This window comes from Lewinella sp. (genome assembly GCF_050633125.1).
Lineage (GTDB): Bacteria > Bacteroidota > Bacteroidia > Chitinophagales > Saprospiraceae > Lewinella.
Map to the genome: position 1 here is coordinate 32,905 of NZ_JBOEFX010000024.1, position 19,299 is coordinate 52,203.

Below are 19,299 nucleotides of genomic sequence, written 5' to 3' on the forward strand. Positions count from 1 at the left end.
ACCATTTATTTGATTCGGAACAAAGCGACTTGTCCAGGTAAAATAATTTGACCTTGCAATCCTGGCTGGGCTACAGCCGTTTGGCCGTTTGGTAGCCGGATGGGATTACTCCCTGCCGGGGCTGCGACATAATTATCCGTTATTACTAGTTCTACCTCAGAGCTAGTGAGTAGTACCTGGAGAAGATTCCGGCACTTGGCCTGCAAACTAAGCTCTGGTGTTTGATCTAGCGAAGGTGTATTGAGGTCATAAAGCACGTATTCAAAATCATTTTCTTTGAGGACACGGATGAAATCATTAGGATTGCTAATGAGGCTAGTTATCTGATCAAATTTCTGTAGTTGATTATCCTCTAAAACCCTAGTATCATTGTTGTCAATATGGAATTGTAAATAGGTGTTAACTCGGTAAATTCTTGATGATCGCCCTTGGTTAAGTTGCTTCGCAACCTGTGAATATGTCGGATTAAAGAGGTTCAATGTTTTAACCTGGTCAAGATCTCCACTGCACAGATATTGAACCATTGGCCAATTGTACATTTGTACTGCTGGCTGCCCGGGCTGGGTACTGGTCATCAGCACGCCTGTATTGAAAATTAACTGAAGAATAATAGTACCTCCAATCACGGTGCCAAATACCGCGGATCTTTCTGAAGTAATCTTCTTGGAAGATCGTTCTAAAATGTAAATAAACCAGGAAGGAAGGAGGACAATCGGTAATAGCGCATACCAGCTAATACTATTGGCTAGCAAAAACCATAAAAACAGGAAGGATAGCAAAATAATTCCAGTCTCCTTCATGGCCACTGGCCAATCTTTGACTTGTTTTTTCAAGACTAAAACAAGTAGAAAAACCAAGCCCAACAATACGGGGATAAATAGATAAGCAGGTAATGTAGAGAGTTCCGTAAACGGCCCCGTCATTTTACTCCCCAGGTCGATAAAAGGTTGTGCTAATTTTTGCCAGACACCCATCATTCCACTATTGTTTCCAGCAGGTACCTGTTGAATGTACTGGTCGAGGAAATTATTTGCTCCGGTAATATGCCCTTCAGAGGTGCCCGCCTCCGTTAAAGACCAGTACGCAGCTGCAAGGTAGATGGCTCCACCTATGACTAACAGTATTCCACGGAATCGCCAGCGTTTTGCATTAAAAAGAAAAAGGATAGGAAACAATGCCAACCAGAAAAAACTGACCTCCTGGTGCCTCAACCCTGGTACATTAAGATTAAAGGAAAGGTCAAAAGGAATGGTCAAATAACGCAAAATACCCTTTTCGTAACCGAGGTAGCGTTGGAGTTCTTCTCTTTTGGCATTGCCAATCATGCCCTTGTCATCTTCCTCTGCCTCTGACGATCCGGTCGCTATCTCATCCGATTTTGGTGAAGTTTGATCATTGGTGAGCAATCTAGTTTCTTTAAGTGTCCCAGTCTCAAAAGGAGACGTATTTACCTTTAGGGATAAATACCTTCCAGTTACTTCAATGGCTATCCGATCAGGTTTTCCGTAAAGGAAGCTTGAAAGTTCAAACTTATAATTACGCTCGGAAAAGTGCTTTCCGGCCCAAGGCGAGAAAACCAATAAAAAAGTCATGCCTAATAACAGTACGCCTTGTAATAATTGCCGTACCGCAAGCGGATTAGCATAAAGTCGGAAGATCATCAATCCAACACCTGCTAGTCCCATTGTTGCGCCCAACACCTGGGCTTCTCCCGTACTTAAAGGTAGGTTTCCCCAGGTATAGAAACCGCTGAGGAAGATAAAACCCGAAAAAAACAATAGCCAACCCCAAAACATAGCCATTTTCCCTAAACGATAGAATAGCAAAGCCAAGATTCCCCCAAAAAGAAAGACGGATGTATATTTTATGGAAAATGCGAACCCTAGTAAAGCACCTAAAAGAAGGAAGGGATAGTACGCTTTGTTCTGAAATAATGATTTCACATTTAATTTTTCCGGCAAACTGGAAAAATTAATCTGCAAGACAAGATAGATGGCGGCCAAGCTAATTAACAACAAGCCTAAATCTATTTTCTCATCCACCATTACCATAAAGCTAAACATAGGCAACGAAAGAACCAAGACGATGCTCAGCAAAGCATACGGTGCCTTGAGCCATTTTCGTAAGATATGATAACCCAATGCCAGTGCAGGCAGATAAATGAAATGTGACAAAAGAATACTCATAGAAAGGCTACCGAATAATAACTCGCCCCAACTCATCACCACTGACCAGCTGAATGCCTGATAAGCACCTGGCAGGGAATTTTTTTCCGCAACTAATTGAGCCAAGTTAGCATAGAGAGCAGCTCCATCAAAACCAGACGCAAAGGCTTTTACGCTCCCTACCCAGTAAACTGATAGGTAAAATAAGCCTAGTATTACAATAGGGAGTTGCCACCAATGCAATATGCGCCAGCGGTGTTTTGTCCATAACCACTCTTTTAAGGTAGTTAAAGCCAATTGTCTTTTTAGTACCACGGCTCCTACAATAACAACCCATAATAAAATACCGTACAACACGTGAAATAGTCCAAGGAAAGCACTGAATACACCTAAGAGCATTATCCCAATGGCCATGCTGAACAAGGAATGTTGCTGGAAATCTTGCAACTTTTCAGTAACAATACTGCCTAAAGCTATCATGCTTATTCCCAAAAACAGAAGCAACAACAGGTACCATAGACTATTGACGAAAAAATAAAAACCAGCTAAACCTTTATCCGAATTAGTGAAGTCAATGGCATGCCAAAAGCTAAATACAACGACTAAGCCTAATATTAGGGTAGCTAAAACCAAATGTGCACCGCGAAAAGAAAAGTGCCATTTTTTTTTCTGTCTTAAACGGCGCCAACTGTAGGCCCCCAACAATAAAGTCACTAGGCCTACAACTGATAACAACCCAAGGTAAGGATGGTCACTTAGCGTAACTAACTGGGATGGATGAAAACCGACATAGGTGATAAAAACCCATAATAGCCAGAGGAATAATGCAATTCCTGTAGACCATTTGACTAATTGTGTAGACATGAATAGCTAGGTAGTGTTATTCCGAGCAAGATAACTAAAAATGCTCCTCCTCCTTAGTTTTTAGCTTAAATGGTAGCTAAAAACCTGTTAGCGAAGGAATAATTCTCTATTATTGTACAAACGGATAATCTCCTGATATCCTTTTCGATATTCTCTTACTTTATCTTCAATAGATCTTGATTTTCTTTCAAATAAAAAAGGCTCAAACGGTCGCTAGTTAATCATGGATATTATTTCCATACATATTCCCAAAACAGGAGGGACGACTTTATATGCTGTTCTAAAGCAAGTTTATGGTGATAAACTTAGTAAGTCTTATCGGCGAAGGGATCTCATTGCTGAAACTAGTTTAGCTGGCGTATTTGCACCAAATACCTCTGGTAGGGTTACTGTTCTTCACGGACATTTTCATTATCCAGAGATAAAACACTTGCACCAAACATCAAATACCAAATTAATAACTTGGTTACGCGATCCGGTACAACGGGTTTTATCCAACTACCATTTTTTTAAAGCACTATTTGATCATCCTCAGAGAAACCCCAAGGATTATGAACGAAACAAGCATCGAAGCCATCAAACACTAATGGAATACGCTGCGCTTCCAGAGTGCCAAAACAGAATGAATCTTTTTCTTAACGGAGCAGTACTCCAAGATTTTTTCTTCATTGGTGTTCAGGATAACTTTGAAAGTGACTTGAAGCTGCTAGCCAATAAATTAGACTGGCCGAATGTTTCAATTCCATTCAAAAACGTTACCTCCAGGCCTTCTGCATCACCGAATAAAAAAGAATTAGAACAATTAATATCTTGGAATATAAAAGATGTAGCACTTTATGTGCAAGTCATGAAAGAGAGAGAACTCCCCTACCCTGTTATTTATGATGATTTTCTTTGAATACAAAAGACCAATGGATACTAAGTATTTTCGTGTTGTTCCTAAGTAAAAATGCCTCCAGGAAGCATTATCACTAAAAATTTCTATTTTTAAGCACTCTGTTTTCACTAAGCGGCGGCTATTTACGTTCTATCTGCAAATCCCCAACACATGCATTTTTGGCTTGGCCGTTTTGACTCCTCATTTACTTCTGTTCTCTTCGGAACATTATTCATTTGTCTAAGTTTCCCCCTTCTTGCACAATCCCCTCAGGATACCTCACGAAGTGATTATGCCTTGCTTTGGGAAATCAGTGGAAATGAGCTTGAAGCCCCCTCTTATGTGTTTGGTTCTATGCACGTGAGGTATAAATCCGTCTTCGAATTTCCTGATTCCTTATTGATCTATCTGCAAGCTTGTGATGCTGTTGCCAATGAAGTTCATTTGGATTCTGCGATGCTACGTATTTTGGAACTGTACGTTGGTAACGAAGAGGTTACTGCTGACTCGGCTTATATTCAGTTTATTCAGGAAAAAATCCTCCTGCCAGACACCAGTAAAGTAACCTCAAAACCTGACTCTACTACACTGGACTTCCGTCGGCTGCTCAAAGGATTGAGTGATGGAGAAGATCTTCGCAATAGTGGCTTTATGCCCACTATGCTGGATGCATATTTAATGGAGATTGGGCGCAGATTTGGGAAAAATCACTACGGGCTGGAAGAAATCGACAATCACCTTTATGAAAATGAAGAATCTACGCTCTCTGGTAAACAAATGAACTTCTCCTGGTTTGGCCGCAACCCTGATGAGTTACTGCGACTGTATTACGCTGGCGATTTAGGCCCCATTGCGACATTTATTGAAAGAGACCCCAGAGAGTTTAATCAATTGGCGCTTATTGCTCGCAATTACATCATGGTAGAGCGGATGCAAAAAATTATGCCAAGAGAAAGCTTATTTAGCATTGTTGGTGCAGCCCATTTGCCCGGAGAAGAAGGTGTTATTGAGTTATTGAAAAAGGCTGGTTATACATTACGTCGAGTTACACCCACATTTACCGGCCTTGCCGACAGTACCTTTATTCCTGAAATAGAGCGCCCTTGGCCCGTTAAAAATGACGCCAATGGTTTGTTCTCTTTTGGTATGCCTATTGATTTTCTTTTTCAGCATAGCGAGGGGGCTAGTACTTCTTACCTTTCTTTTGATATTGGTAGAGGGGCTTCCTATTTGATTCTAACCTCAAGTTTACTCCCTCTGGATTACGATGATTTTGATGATGCCTTTTTTGTACAAGATGGTTATGAAATAGAAGAGAAAACGCCTATCAGCCACAATGGTTTAGAAGGATTTCGATATGATATGACTAAGCCAAATGATGAATTGGAATTTTACCGGGGGTATACTTTCAACTATGATCAAACCCTCTACTACCTTCAGGTAGGTGCCTATCAACAGGAAACGCTGGAAACATTGGCAGATGTCGATACCTTTTTGAGTAAGTTTCAACTCTTAAAAGAGAGTAATAATAAATGGGTGACCGTAAAGGATACTTTGGGTGGTTTTCAACTCCGACTTCCTGGTCATTATGCGTACTCTTCTTCATTGGTCAATGAACGGTATCCCTACGAAAAAGAGAACGATTATCCACTTCACTTATACCGCGCGGGCTTTGAAGAACCTGCCGCGTCCGTTTGGTGCCAATACTATGATTACCTGCCTGGACAACAGCAAGAGAATGAGGCTACTCAGTTTCAAGAAGGGCTGGAATACCTTGAAGGGTTATATGCAATAGATATTCAGGTGACCAGCCGGGATTCATTGCAAGGATTTCCACGCTGGAAACTTGAGGGAGAGTTCGCCGACAAGGGTTTGATGTTTTCTGGCCAATTAATAGCCCGTGCGAACCGCATTTACTTACTAAGTCAGGTAGATTTAGCGAAAAGTAAAGTGACAAAGAAGTTTCAATCCTCTTTTAAGCTACTTCCGCTGGTTGGTGTGCCATCGAATTCGGTTGAACTCGTAAAAGATGTCTTATCTGTTTCTTTACCTACTGAAGCGACAACCAAAGTCATCGACTTACGGAGCGATGATGCACAAATGGCAAAAATCCAATACCAGGTAGGAGGAGTAGACCCCGGAACTAGCGCTACTTATCTTGTAGATGTATTCCTTTATCCCTCATCGATCAGTATAAAAGACAGCATAAGCTTTATTGAGCAAGGGATTGCTCCTTTGATTCACACCAATGATGAATTTATCAAAAACACCGAAACCTATTTAGCACCTGGCCGTGTTGCTTATGAAAAATACTATAACACCGGCCATGCACAACTCCAAAAGAGAATCCAACATTACCATCATGGGCGTTATTGGGTGAGAAAGCAAATGGTCGCTCCACAGACAGAATTGAACGGAAAAAATGGCACGCTCTTTTTTCAAGATGATAACTGGCAACCTTCGTCTTCCTCTTTTGATTTATTTTCTCCTCGGACAGAAGTCCTTTGTGAAGCCTTGCAAGCGCAAGATAGTATACACTTAAAAGAAGTCTTAAAAGTTCTCGACCCCGCACTGGCATTGGACCAGGACGACTTGCCGCTTTTGAGGAATGTCTTCTTGGACAATCATTGGGACAAATATGAGCTGGCGCAGCAAATAACAGACAAGCTTATTCCTGCATTCTTACGCGAAGGAGAATACGGCCAACAGGTTCTTCAGCAGATTTGTCAGGATGACCGGCTTAGCGACGCCTTGCGTTTGGCCATTGTTTCGGCATTGGCTACCGCTGATCAACCAGAGGGATATCAGCTTTTGTTCCGGCTTTTGGAGCAGGAAGGGCAACCCTCTCCTGCCCTGGCAGAAAAAGCCCTGGCTCCCTTTGATCAAAACCCGGAGCTTGTAATGACTTATTGGCCCAGTTTTGTCAAGTTGCTTACCAATGAACAAGAGCCACTTTTCTTGTGGGAACTTGCACGGCAAGTGCTTGTACAGGATTCCGTAGACAAAGCATTGGTCTATGGTGATCAGCAATTATTTATTAACCGTGGATTTCAACGGCTAGCCTCCTGGACAGCTACTCACGGAGATGAGGTCCCGAAAGCAGTATTTGGCCTTTACCGTAAGCTCCCCTTGAAGGAAGAGGTGCTTAATATGGCCACCTCCTATTACGAGCGTTCAAAAGTTGATTGGGCTAGCTTGGAAGCTGCTGCTTATCTATTTGAAAATGGGGAAATAACCTCTAAAAGAAAATGGAAACAAATGCTCAAAGACGAACGCTTAAAGGTTCCTTTCTTGAGGTTGTTAAACGAATTCGACTTGTTGCAAGATATTAGTGGCAAGTACTATGACGAGGAAGCTATTGCCCGTTATCTGTTTATGGAAAAAGTATCTCCTACAGGAAAAGTGTCGAGACTAGAATTGTTAGATGTTGTCGAAACTTTATTTAGAGGAGAACCGCGCAGGGCTTATGTTTTTTCCTTCGATATTGATGGTGACGAAAACCATTTGGCGGTTGTTGGTTTCTTCGCTCGTGAACCTAAGGATCGAGCATTTCTGGATGATGGACTGGTCAACTACACGCTTTATACGATAAGCCCTCGCCGGCGTGCCAAGAAAGCAGAGCAACTGATCAAGGAACTCGAAGATATTTCAATAGCAAACGGTGTGTACGAGGAAGATGATCCAACGCACACACCGTTTAAGTAGAAAGCTCAATGTACTAAGTACAGTGTATAGATATTTTGAGGCCTAAAGTGTATACTATACCAAGTACCTGATACTTTGTACCCAGTACCGTGATTTTGATGGATTCAGTTTGCTGATATAAGTCACTTACACTCAAATATCACGACAATAAGACTATTTGAATAAATTATCGTAGCCTTCTGAAGCGCCATTGGTCCGTTCTTGTCCTTCGGCAGTACGCGTTGGAGCAGAGCCAAGGTCAAGCGTATTCGTACGCTGTCCTTCTCCTAACAACATCAGGGTACTTTGCTGTTCCCATTGCTCAAGCATCCGGAGGCCGTCTTCTTCGAAGACACCATTCTGCAAGTCAACAGAATCCATAAAGTTGGCCGACATTTCCATGAAGCGTTCCATCTCTCCTACTTTGCTGGCTACGTCTTCTGCTACAGCTTCCATAGCCATATCAAACATTGCACGCTTATCTGGATCACCAGAAATAACGCTCATCGCTGATTGCATGGCTGAATGGGAAGCACGAATAGCTTTACGCTCCTGCTCCTTCAGTTTGACCTGATCTTTAGTGTCTTCGAGCAGTATCTCAGAGTTATCATGCATCTTATTTAAAATGCGAGACATTACTTCCATCCGTGAATGAAGCGCCTGGTATTTTGCGTTACTTTCTTTCAGGCGAGCTGCTTTACGAGAAGCAAGTACCATTTGCTGGTCCATGTTTTTCGCTTTAGCGGCACTGGCCAGTTTCATTTGCTTATTGATTTCGGCTTCGTTGCCTTCAATAAGGCCCAGCATGTGGCGCATCTGGCCGCGAAGCTTCCCTATTTGGGTGCGCATCTTTCCAAGGTTGCTTTCCAGATCTTCAATATAGGATTTCAAAATCCCGATAGGATCAATATTGACAAAGATTCCTGTAAGTCCGCGCATAAAGCTTTTGTAAGCGTAACCAATTAATCCTCTCATTTTAGGGTCAAGGACCATGTAGGCTACAACACCTACAACAGCTAGGGTACCTGCCAAGTAAAGGGTATTGGCAAAAATGGCCGCCCAGTTTACTGTGGTCAGTAGATAACCTGCACCGGCTACCAGTGCGGCAAGAAAAAACAACCCGGTAATTCCTTCTGGTCGTTTCCAGAAAGATTTTTCTTTACCCATGTTAGGCATTTCCGTAGACATATTCGTTGATTTTAAGCTAGTGGGTAGTTTGAATTAAAGGAAACGATCAATGTCAGTGACGTCTTGATCAATCTGGTTGTGCAACGCTTTTAGTGTTGCTTCAAAACGCTGATGAACATCGTTGATACTTTCTTGTGCTGATTCTATAGTTGCATCAGCTTCCGAGATGGTCTTTTCAGCAGCAGCTTTGAGTTTTTGCAACTCTTGAATCTTTGCTTCGTATTCCGTTAAACGTTTCCGTAGGGTTTCTACTTCTTTCCGTTTGCCGTCAATTTTGGCTTTGATTTGCTTCTTTAGTGCTGCATCGAAGCTTACTTTCTCTTTGTCCAGTACGTTCTTATAATGAGCAGCAGTTTTTAGTAGTTTCTCCTTTGTTAGCCCCATGGTAGAAGCTGTTGCAAAAGCAGATTTAAAAGCTACCTCTTCCTCTATATCCAAGGCTTGCAAGCGTTCCAGGGATTGCTTGAATTCCAAATAATCAAAGCCTGGGAGGTTCTCCCGCTCCAAAGCACCTACCAGTGATTCCATGCTGCGTTCATCAAGGCCGTGGTGGGCACCAAAAAAGTCTTTCATCTAAACTATGTTTTATACAAATACAACTTCACAATAATAATTGTTACTATCGAAGAAACCTAAACCAAGGCAAAAAGATGCTAAAATTAGACCAGTAAAGGTTGTTTTTCGACAGGTATTAGTATCTAGCCTCTTATTTCCAAGTGACTAAACCCATTACTCTGTTTCTGTAATTGAATTTGAACCCCTATCCGTTCCTTCAAAGCTTTTACGTGAGAGATGATTCCAATCGTTTTTCCACTTGATTGTAAATTCTCTAAAGTGCTAATCGCCAAGTCTAGGCNNAAAACCTTCGTCAATAAACAAGGACTGAATTTGTGCGTGTCGCCCTGCCAGGTCCGATAAGCCTAAAGCTAGAGCAAGACTTATGAGGAACGATTCTCCCCCGCTGAGGGTGAACATACTACGGTGGTTGTCGGCTTGGAAAGTATCAATGATCTCCAGTTCTAATTCGGCCTGTGGTTTCTTACTGATGAGGTAACGGCCATTGAGTCGCTCCAAATGTTGATTGGCTAAAACGACTAGACGCTGAAGGGTGAGTCCTTGTGCGAAACTGCGAAACTTCTTGCCGTCCTTCTGTCCTATCACCTCATTGAGCTGTGCCCAACGGTTGAAATTCTGCCTTTGGATTTCAATTCGTTCCAAGAGTTCTTTGAACTGGGCTTCTCGGGCTAGTTGCTGGCGGTGTTGTTGTTCCATTTGTCCCAAAGCCACCAATGCTTGCTCCTGTTGCGCTTTGGCTGAATTTAGCTGTAGGCGGTTTTCCTCCTGATTATTTAGCTCCTCTTCTTTCGGCCGGAATTTCTGTTCTTCCTTGGTGGCTTCTTTCAGTACTCTACTGCTTTCTGCTATTCTTTGCTGAAGTACTTGCTGGCGGTTTTGTAAAGCTTGTTCCTCCTTTGCTAGTAGCAAGTCTTTTTGAGCAGTCGCTATATCTGCATAACCTAATTTTTTACTGGCTAGTAGCAGTTGGTCACTTAACTGTTTGATCGCTAATTGCCCTTCACTGATTTGGATTTGAGTATCCTTGATGGACTGTCGGGTGGCAACATTAATTTCCTTTTGTTCTTGTGTTTGCTGTTGCAGTTTTTCCCAGCTATTTTCGGTGCTACTCAGGTTTTCTTCCAATTCTTTGCGAGCCTCCTCTACACTTTGCCCATCCAGTAATTGGGCTCTCTCTCCCTGTAGTGTTGTGCTTTGGTTTTCCAAAACAGACAAGGCTTCTTTACTATTCGCCAAAGCCTTCAGGTGTTTGTCCAACGCTGTTTGTGCTGCTTCTTTTTGGGATAAGGTTACAGATAGTTCATTCACCAACTGTTGGCTTCGTTCCGTATGGTTTCCGTAATCTTTGGCCAATGTGGTCAATTGATCAAAAGTATCCCTTGCAGTTGCAAGATCAAAGGTGAAGCCCAGTGGTGTAAGATAGGCTTGAAGCTCTTGCTGAGCGTTCGTGAACTTCTCTTGCTCTTGCTTTAAATCGTTTTCTGCCCGCTGTAACTGTACTTCAATTGTTTCAAGTTTAGCTTTGTTGTTCAGATAGTTACGTTCTGTAACCTGAAGTTCTTCTGTTGTTTTTCTTAGTTTTTTTCCTAAATCATCTAAAGCCACCTGTACCTTCCTCCACTGGCTAAGTTGCTGTTCGATTGTTTCGATTTGTGAGGAAAGTGCTTGCCCCCGAGCTGTGAAAACTTCCTTTTGATCAGGATGCACCAAGCCTGCTATCTGTTCTTCGTACTTTAAGAGCTTGTTACGTTGTTCATTGATGCGACCATTGAGCGGTTTTAAATCGTCGCCATGAAGCAAATCTATCTCTTGGCTGAGCTCTGTTTCCTCTTGTAAGACCTTTCGTTCCTTTTCTTTAAGTTGCTGGTATTGGTTTTCTATCTTGATCAGGTCATCCTTTGCCTGGTCTACAAACGGTTTTACCGGATGCTCGTGAAAAGGATGATCGGTTGACAAACACAATGGGCAAGGATCTCCTGCTTTTAGGGTCTCCCGGTCTTTTTCATAATTCGCAATCAATTGCTGCTGCTGGTAAATATTCCTACGATAGTCCAGCGCTTCCTCAACCTGCTCTCGTTCTTCCACCAGGTTCAAGAGGAGTTTGTTGTTAGACTGCTGTCTGGCAATCAACCCGGAAAGTCGCTCTTCGTACTGTTCTTGTTCTGTCAACAAGCCCTGATAAGCTTCATCCAGCGTTTTTAGTTGTAAGAGCAACTGTTTCTTTTCTTGCAGTTCAATGATCGCATTGTTAAACCGCTGAGTGCTGTCTTGTTCTTCGGGACTAAAGTTTTGAGGAAGTAATTCATCAAAAGCCCGTTGCTCCTGTAGTTGCCTTTTCTCTAGCGATACGTAGGCTTTCTCTAGTTCTTCCGTCAGCGTTACTTGCTCTTTTTGTTGGCCAAGTAGCTGCAGTTGCTGTGTTTGGTATTTATCCAACTCAACGTAGATTTCCCGTAAGCTTTCCCTTTCGCGTTCAATGAGCGGTAACTGGGAAGGAAGGGCGTTGTATTTTGCATGTTTTTCTAACCACGCCTGTATTTTTTCCTTTTCCTGACCAAGAGTAAGTTGTTTTTCAACGCAGGTTTTTAGTGTAGTTTTGAGGGTCTCTTCTTCCTGAATGCCACTCTCTAATGCAGATTTCGAGGCGCTGATCTGTCGATGGAGCCCCTTGATCTGTTCTTCCAGAATTTCTGCCTGTCGGAAAATGACTTCTTTCTCTTTTGCCGATGATTTTAGCAAGCTATACTGCTGCCTGGCTGCTTTTACTTGGGCTGCTAATGCTTTAAGGTGGCTTGTTTGTGCTTCTTCTTTCTGCTGTAACGTAATTACCTGTTTGTTTAAACCTTCGTTCTTTTCCTGCCGGAACGCTAGTTCCTGAAACGCTTCTCGCTGCGGTTGTAGCTTCAAGGATTTTGCTAAACGTTGTGCTTCTGGAGCAAACGCATCTTCTTCTTGCTGAAGCTGCGCTTGCTCTGCTTTGATGGTTTGAATTTTTTCAGAAGCTTCTTTCCATCGCTCAAACTGCTGTACAACAGCCTGGATTTTCTCTAAGCCTTTGGTTTGTTCTTCTACCTGCTTTCTTGCAGTTGCGAGCATTTCATCCGTGATGGCTTCTCCTTCCAATAAACCCAGCTGTGCCTGCTGCTCTTGCAGGTTTTTTAGCTGTTGTTCTTCGAGGCGATAACGCTCAAAAGCAGCCGTTGAAATTTGGGAATAAATGGCTGTGCCAGTGATTCGCTCCAGCAAGTCACTCTGCTCTTTATCACTGGCCTTCAGGAATGCCGCAAAATCTCCTTGAGAAAGCAGAACAGAGCGGGTAAAGCGCTCAAAATCAAGTTTTGTGATTTCCTTTATTGCCTCATCAATTTCCCTGATCTTTTCGGCAATGGGGAGGAAGTTTTGTTTTTCTGCTGACCATTTTGCCAACTCTCTTTCTGGTGCCAGCAGGTTGCCGTCTACCTTGTTGCGAGCCCTGTGCATGCCCCATCTAGCGAGGTACCGTTCGTCGTCAGCGACAAACTCTACCTCTGCGAGGCATTCGGTGGTACCGTAGCTGAGTACTTCCTTGTGGGCATCCTTGTCGCGGGCTACTTTACCGTAAAGGGCCAATGTAATAGCATCCAGGATCGTCGTCTTCCCTGCTCCCGTATTTCCCGTAATGGCAAAAATATCGGCATGTGCCAACGGCGGCTGCTCAAAATCGATGGTCGTTTGCAGCCGGAGGGAATTCAGGTTTTTGATGTGTATTCGTAGTATCCTCATGCTTCTTGTTCCGCCATCCAGTTTTGTAATTCACGAAAGGTTGTTACCAATTCTTCCAGCTTTTCTTCGGGGAGCTCGCCTTGGCTAAGGCATTTTTGTCGAAAGACTTCTTCTACGTCCAGGTCCTCTAAGTCGGGGACTTCTGCGAGGGTATGCGCCAACTCACGGTAAGGCCGGTTGATTCTGATTTTCACCAACTCCAGCGGCATCTCTTGGCAATAGTCTCGTAGAATTTGATCGAGTTGAGGAACATAATCTTCGGTATCGATAATCACCTCTACCCACGAAGGCAAGGGCCGATCTAATTTTGCAGCAAATCGATCCAGCTTTTGCTGAACATCTTCTAAATCTCCTTGAATAGTTTTTAAACGACGGAAATTCTCCACGGATTTTGCTTCAATCTGTGTCAATGCTTTCCCGGAAAAGTGGAGGATAAACACCTGCTTGTCGTCTTTGGTTTCGCTAAAGCTCAAAGGAACAAGAGAACCCGAATAACGAACGTGATCCACATCCTCTACTTTTTGTGCCCGATGAATATGTCCAAGTGCGACGTAGTCAAAAACGGTGGGAAACTGCCCTGCTTCCATGTTTTCGCGGTTACCAACGTAGATATTGTCTTGTTTGTCAGAAGCCACGGACCCTTTCGCGTAGAGATGGCCCATTGCGATGATGGGTAATCCTTGGTCGGCGTAGGGCTGGGCCAATTCTGCCAGGCTTTGATAATGCTGCTGGAGGCCTTCTTGAAGTCGAGCTTGGCGGCTTTGTTGCTCCTCTCCTACTTTGGTGATGCGCAAATCACGATCTCTCAAAAAAGGAACTGCTGCTACAATCAATTCCTCCTCTCCTTTGTCGTTTTTTAATACCAGAAGTTCTTCTTCAATATTATCAGTAGCAGCACCAACGACGTGGATATTGAAGCTCTCCAATAACTCACGCGGCGCATTGAGCATGGCTGGAGAGTCATGATTGCCCCCGGTAATCACAATATGCCGACAAGTAGAATTGAGTAAACGGCGAAGAAAGCGGTAGTAAAGCTGCCTTGCCTGGTTGGGAGGGTTGCCAATGTCAAAAATATCACCAGCTACCAAGAGCACCTCAATCTTCTCTTTCTCAATGACAGAATGCAGCCAATCGAGGGCCATCCGAAACTCTTCGTGACGGTCCATTTGCAGGAGTCGCTGCCCAAGATGCCAATCAGAGGTATGCAGAATTTTCATCCTGCCAAGATAGGAAAAGATTATCCATTAGGACAGCGGCCACAACGCTTTCCTTTTTTGTGTTTTTTACAACATTTCTTTTTGAGCTTCTTACCCTGTATGGTAGCAATAGGGCAAGGGAATCGTACTTCTGAGGGAAACGTACCCTCCTGGTTGCTTTTTTTAATAGCCATGACCTAAGAATTACGGTTGAGAGGTATAGAAGTCAGTATTCGACTTGTTGATCAAGCAGTGTAAACGATAATAGTTTGCCGTGATAAGTGCCATCTTTTCAGTGGAGCATTCTTTGGCAACGTAAACAAGTTCCCCCGTTACACTATCCGATGGTGAGGTGACCCAAAGTGCAGATAACCACTTGTTTTCTGCTTGCTGTAAGGCGATTGGCCTCGCACTAGATATATGCTCATGGAGTTCGGCCTTTAGCAAGCCCATTCCTATTGCTAAAGGATCTGACTGCTCCTGTGAGCTAAGATCGTCTAGGCAAATGGTGGCAAGTTGTTTACTAAGATTATTCATCATCTGTAATTAGAATGCAAATATAGTAAACGATTCGTTATTTTGATTTAGTCTAAATAAGATTTGACAATTAAAATACATAAAGTCTCTGACGACAGTAGTCCTCACTTTGATTTTTTCTAGCCGCGGAGACGCGGAGATACGGAGGTTTTTTATTGGACATTTCCGAAAAAAAACCTCCGTGTCTCCGTTTCAATTATTCTGCAAAGCGAGAACTGCTGTTCTGATTCTAGCACCTGTAGCACTACAGATCCACTAGATAAAACTACAACTTCGTAAACCGCTGTACATTCCACTGTTCACCATCTGTAAACCGTAGCGAATACTGACCACTAGGAAGTGATTCGATATCAATGTTGTTTACGCCAGTAGACAAATGAACGGATTTCACCAATTGGCCATTTGTGTTAAAAATGTTTGCAGTGCCAGCTGTAGCTACTGGCCATTCTAGTTGTAGATAATCCTGTGCAGGGTTGGGATACAGTGCTATATTCCAATCGAGTTGTTGGTCTCTTACATTCAAAGGCATATCACTGGTTGTAATATCATCTACACAAACGTAAGCAGGGGTATTCATACCAAACATCTCGCTATTGTCAGAAGAAGTCAATCCTAAGATCAGTTGATCTACATTCCCCAGAGGAGTTAAATCTATTTGAGTCCAGTCGGTTACGATATAATCTTCACTGTTGTCTGCAAAGCGATAGTCAGCAAGGTAAAATTCAATGACTTCGTCTTTGATTTCGCCCCCAAGCTCCCCTTGGATGGTGAGGAGAAAAAAGTCTGGGTCATCGCCCGTTTCTCCACCGAATCTTTTGCCAGGAGCTCCACCATTGAGCATATTGAGATGGGCAAAGGTGCTGTTATTGACATAAATGCTATTTACAGGCGCACCTATTGCATCTCCAGTTAGCGCTATCCGCTCCGGGAAAAATGCATAAGTAACAGCATAAGTAGTGCTGCCATTTGCTCCTTCTCCTGCTGCGGAAGAATATTGATTCATAAAACCGGTGGTCATCGTATCTGTTGTAGCAGAGATGGCCCAGCCTCCCCAATAATCATAAGTTTCATCGTAGAAATTACCCAAGCTTACACTTCCGCTTGTAAAAGTGCCATCAGGAGCTTGGTTGTTGAACTCTCCCGGGGTTAGGCCCATATCTTCAAAGTCAGTGGTCGTTTGAGCAGACAATATGCCGGCAAAAAGTAGTAGCGTAAATAGTAGATTGTTTTTCATAAAAATGGTTTTGTTGTTATGCTTTAAAAAAGTAGAGTTTTCTTGTTCGAAATAACCCGAGCGATAAGATGTTATTCTTTCTGTCGGGCTGAAACCCCGTCGACATTTCTGCCAAAGAATTTCATCAAGAGTCTCTTATTCATTGTTTTTTAATAAAAAATCTGTCTGAATACCGATGCGGAGATGTCGCCCTGGCATAGCTCTTCTTTCTATGACCCGATACGAAGTATTCCAAAGGTTGTTGACTTCCAGAAAGCAGCGAAAGCCGGTCTCTTTTTCAAGCTTTTGCCAAATGAGATGAAAATCGCCTAATTGATAAGCCGCCAAGTCTGCATTCACACCTTCTGTTTCACTTACGTAGCGATGGGTATACCGGAAAAGGAAATGGCCGACTTCCCAACTCAGCTGTAGGTTGGCCAAATGAATGGGGGTATACCATAGCTGCGTTCCTTTCTCAATCGCTGGATTAACAACAGCTTCTTCGTAAGTAGATTTGGTGTAATTGTACCTGGCATCAACATCTAACCTGCCTCTGCCTGTCGGGAATGAAAGTATTCCGGTAAACTCAAGTCCACGGCTCCAAACGCGGGTTACATTGCCGGCAGACCAGAAAACATTGCCGTCCTGTTGTGCCCATTGTATCCAGTTATCTACCATGCGATTGTAGACGGTAGCCCCAAAAAAGTACCTGCCCTCATCATCGTATTTATTGATTTCTAGTTCCTGGGCCCAGGATAGCTCCGTCTTTAGGTCAGGGTTGCCACCGGGAATCCAGTAAAGGTCATTAAGGGTAGGTACCCGAAAATCGCGACTAACGGCACCACTCACGCGCCAGGAGTACAAAAACTCTTTGCTCATCTCCACACGCAATGCCCAAAGCGGGGCATGGTCATCTATCTGATGAATCCGCGCCAGGAGTGTATGCTTAAAGGTGGGCGTAAAATGATAGGTCAGTCGTTGGTACAGCCCTTTTTGTTCTTGCAATCGTATTTGGCGATATTCCTTAGCTTCGGCACTTGCGCGAATATATTGGAGGCCGCTTTCCAAGTCCAAATTACCGATAGTCTGGTAGCGTTTGCTTTGCCAAGTCAGTTGATTAAAAGTACTCGGCGCATCTATCCCGGCAATTGGGTCTTGATAATAAATATCTTCCTTGTTATAGGCCAGTTGGTTTTCCCAAACAGCTTTGCGCCCTCTCGCTTGCCAAATCAGCTGCTGTCGCCAGAATTGATCCTCCTGGGTCGCCAAACTTAGGTTTTCTACCGTTGTTGGGGGGAGGTTTCGGTTGGTAGTTTGTTGCCATGCGTGAGCTGTGAGTCTGTGCTTAGGATGGAAATCCCAAAATACCGATTGCTGCCAGGCTTGCTGCTGAAACTCTGCGTGACTCAATCGTTGTTCGGGGAGGTCGTCGCGTAAGCGAAATGGGAAGTCGTTGGTGGCTTTGTCAAACTGCGCACTTAGCTTAAAGCGTAATTTCTCGGTACCACCACTAAGTCGATGAGCACTATGAAACAGCCCAAAACTGCCCGTCGTGAAATGGTGAGTCATCCGGAAAGTAGTGTCTGGTCGATCTGTTTTAAAGGAAATGCTTCCAGCTACGGCACCGCTGCCTATTGCGGCACTCTGCCCTCCCCCATCAACCTGAGCTTGATCGATATGGATGGTTGGAATAAGCGAAAGATCCACCAGGCCTAGCATAGGACTTTGCAGCGCGACACCATTCCAGCTGATGGCTGTTTGCCCTGCTGCTCCTCCACGTAGAGAAGCCGTAGCCAGACTACCGAGTCCATAGGTTTTGACAAACAACATCCCGCTTTCTTCCAATGCATCCACCAAACTTTGGCCTACATATTTTTGAATATAAGGCGTTGGTGCACTAACTGGCCCTGTCGTATTCTCCGACTTCACCGTAACCAACGGAAGATCGGCGTGACGCACACTATCTCTTTCCTCTTCCTGCGCAGAAAGCAGAAACGGAATAAACAACACTAATACGATTACAAAACGGAGCAAATTAATTACATTTTCCTTTCAGATAGGATACAAGGAAAATGCACACTGAGCAGTTGCCCAGGCAACAGCAAGGGCACACCAGTAAAGGTTAGCATTTCCTCCTTCTTTTCCTCCGAAAGATTTGAAGAATTATGACGCATTTACTGGCAGGTCTTCTGGCTCACTTCTCTGTATTGTTGCCTTCCCGTTATAATTTATATACAGTGGCACAAAAAACAATACATTCAACGAAGCTTACAGCAGCGGGGACTGCTCCGGATTCTCACCGGATTCCCTTTTAAAGTTGATGCTAAGACAACATCAACTACCGTAAAGCAAAGCAAAGATAGGAAAGATATTGGGTGTTTGAAAGCAAACTCCAAACACCCATTAAATATCTTAGTTGGCGCATTCGCCCGGACAAACAGAGGTTACAATTTTCCCATTAACGATTACTTCGTATTTGTAACTAGGAAATAGTGCATGTTCAGCAGGTTCATTGAAAGTTGGTGAGGTGTCCAAAACCTGTGAGAAAGTGACTTCATAGTCAGTATTAGAAGCATTGTTTTCACAATCATCTAACCTTTTCCTCAAATCCGCCAAGTCAATTTTGCATTGTTCAGCTTCGGTAACTTTTCGGTCGTACTGTTCTTGTAACCCGTCCTTTTCCGTTTTACATTGTTTAGCTTCTTCTATTTTTAGATCATACTGTTCTTGTAACCCGTCCTTTTCCGTTTTACATTGTTTAGCTTCTTCTGTTTTTAGATCGTACTGTTCTTGTAACTTGGATTTCTGTTCTTCACACAAGTCGGCTCTATCCGTCTCCGACTGTAGCTCGCCTTTGGTAGTATACAGCGCCAGTTGTAGCGAATCCACCACCAGCTGTAGCGAATCTCTCTGATTTATGGCCTCGTCACGCTGTTTCTTATATCCTTCTGCTATTTCAGCCAGATCACTATTTCCCAGCAGTATAGTGTCGCGTTGCCGTTCAAGTTCAGCCACCTCTTGTTTGATACGCTCCCGTTGTTCATCAAGTATAGAGATAGAAGTATTACATTCTTTTTCAAGAACAATGATTTTTTCTTCTAGTTCCGTATTATAATGGTGAATCTCCTCACACTCCGTAATGATTTTTTCACTGCTAAAATTGTTCGCCAGGATGACGACTGGTATTAGTAAATACAAAAGATTGATGGCGATGCGGGCGGTGTGTCAGATGTAATG

Annotated in this window: 10 protein-coding genes, 1 pseudogene and 1 riboswitch; of the genes and pseudogenes, 2 read left to right on the top strand and 9 right to left on the bottom strand. The window is 43.3% G+C overall.

Annotated features, from left to right (window positions below):
* Positions 1-5: 5 nt before the first annotated feature.
* Positions 6-3,029 carry a hypothetical protein gene (locus tag ACRBG0_RS07270; protein ID WP_431486244.1) on the bottom strand — a complete coding sequence of 1,008 codons (3,024 nt, stop codon included), beginning with the start codon at positions 3,027-3,029 and terminating at the stop codon, positions 6-8.
* Between the two features lie 223 nt (positions 3,030-3,252).
* Here ACRBG0_RS07270 and ACRBG0_RS07275 point away from each other — a divergent pair, with 223 nt between their 5' ends.
* Entirely contained in the window at positions 3,253-3,927 is a 675-nt protein-coding gene (locus tag ACRBG0_RS07275; RefSeq protein WP_431486245.1) for a sulfotransferase domain-containing protein, read from the top strand.
* A 150-nt stretch (positions 3,928-4,077) separates the two neighbouring features.
* Positions 4,078-7,611, top strand: coding sequence for a TraB/GumN family protein (locus ACRBG0_RS07280; RefSeq protein ID WP_431486246.1), 3,534 nt, complete (start codon positions 4,078-4,080; stop codon positions 7,609-7,611).
* Between the two features lie 153 nt (positions 7,612-7,764).
* On the opposite strand, the gene ACRBG0_RS07285 is transcribed toward ACRBG0_RS07280, so the two are convergent.
* The 8 genes and pseudogenes from ACRBG0_RS07285 to ACRBG0_RS07320 all read right to left on the bottom strand — a co-directional run bounded on the left by ACRBG0_RS07285 (position 7,765) and on the right by ACRBG0_RS07320 (position 19,260).
* The gene (locus ACRBG0_RS07285; RefSeq protein WP_431486247.1) at positions 7,765-8,778 is read right to left on the bottom strand and encodes a PspA/IM30 family protein; all 1,014 of its coding nucleotides are present in this window, start codon (positions 8,776-8,778) and stop codon (positions 7,765-7,767) included.
* A gap of 33 nt (positions 8,779-8,811) precedes the next feature.
* Positions 8,812-9,351: a hypothetical protein gene (locus ACRBG0_RS07290; protein ID WP_431486248.1), complete on the bottom strand. Its 540-nt coding sequence runs from the start codon at positions 9,349-9,351 to the stop codon at positions 8,812-8,814.
* Positions 9,352-9,636: 285 nt separating this feature from the next.
* Positions 9,637-13,116: pseudogene (locus ACRBG0_RS07295) on the bottom strand (AAA family ATPase); the annotation flags it as partial.
* Positions 13,113-14,333 carry an exonuclease SbcCD subunit D C-terminal domain-containing protein gene (locus ACRBG0_RS07300; protein ID WP_431486249.1) on the bottom strand — a complete coding sequence of 407 codons (1,221 nt, stop codon included), beginning with the start codon at positions 14,331-14,333 and terminating at the stop codon, positions 13,113-13,115. The pseudogene ACRBG0_RS07295 and the gene ACRBG0_RS07300, both read right to left, overlap by 4 nt.
* 183 nt (positions 14,334-14,516) lie before the next feature.
* Positions 14,517-14,852, bottom strand: coding sequence for a hypothetical protein (locus ACRBG0_RS07305; protein WP_431486250.1), 336 nt, complete (start codon positions 14,850-14,852; stop codon positions 14,517-14,519).
* A 262-nt stretch (positions 14,853-15,114) separates the two neighbouring features.
* Positions 15,115-16,083 (bottom strand): DUF4465 domain-containing protein, encoded by a 969-nt coding sequence (locus ACRBG0_RS07310; protein WP_431486251.1) that lies wholly within the window; start codon positions 16,081-16,083, stop codon positions 15,115-15,117.
* Between the two features lie 135 nt (positions 16,084-16,218).
* Positions 16,219-18,096 carry a TonB-dependent receptor plug domain-containing protein gene (locus tag ACRBG0_RS07315; RefSeq protein WP_431486252.1) on the bottom strand — a complete coding sequence of 626 codons (1,878 nt, stop codon included), beginning with the start codon at positions 18,094-18,096 and terminating at the stop codon, positions 16,219-16,221.
* 128 nt (positions 18,097-18,224) lie between these two features.
* Positions 18,225-18,423: riboswitch (cobalamin riboswitch) on the bottom strand.
* Between the two features lie 51 nt (positions 18,424-18,474).
* Positions 18,475-19,260 carry a hypothetical protein gene (locus ACRBG0_RS07320; RefSeq protein ID WP_431486253.1) on the bottom strand — a complete coding sequence of 262 codons (786 nt, stop codon included), beginning with the start codon at positions 19,258-19,260 and terminating at the stop codon, positions 18,475-18,477.
* Positions 19,261-19,299: the final 39 nt, after the last annotated feature.

Excerpts from the sequence above, each read along its gene's own strand:
- ACRBG0_RS07275 (WP_431486245.1), top strand. The coding sequence starts at position 3,253 with ATGGATATTATTTCCATACATATTCCCAAAACAGGAGGGACGACTTTA.
- ACRBG0_RS07285 (WP_431486247.1), bottom strand. The coding sequence starts at position 8,778 with ATGTCTACGGAAATGCCTAACATGGGTAAAGAAAAATCTTTCTGGAAA.
- ACRBG0_RS07310 (WP_431486251.1), bottom strand. The coding sequence starts at position 16,083 with ATGAAAAACAATCTACTATTTACGCTACTACTTTTTGCCGGCATATTG.
- ACRBG0_RS07280 (WP_431486246.1), top strand. The coding sequence starts at position 4,078 with ATGCATTTTTGGCTTGGCCGTTTTGACTCCTCATTTACTTCTGTTCTC.
- ACRBG0_RS07300 (WP_431486249.1), bottom strand. The coding sequence starts at position 14,333 with ATGAAAATTCTGCATACCTCTGATTGGCATCTTGGGCAGCGACTCCTG.
- ACRBG0_RS07290 (WP_431486248.1), bottom strand. The coding sequence starts at position 9,351 with ATGAAAGACTTTTTTGGTGCCCACCACGGCCTTGATGAACGCAGCATG.
- ACRBG0_RS07305 (WP_431486250.1), bottom strand. The coding sequence starts at position 14,852 with ATGATGAATAATCTTAGTAAACAACTTGCCACCATTTGCCTAGACGAT.
- ACRBG0_RS07270 (WP_431486244.1), bottom strand. The coding sequence starts at position 3,029 with ATGTCTACACAATTAGTCAAATGGTCTACAGGAATTGCATTATTCCTC.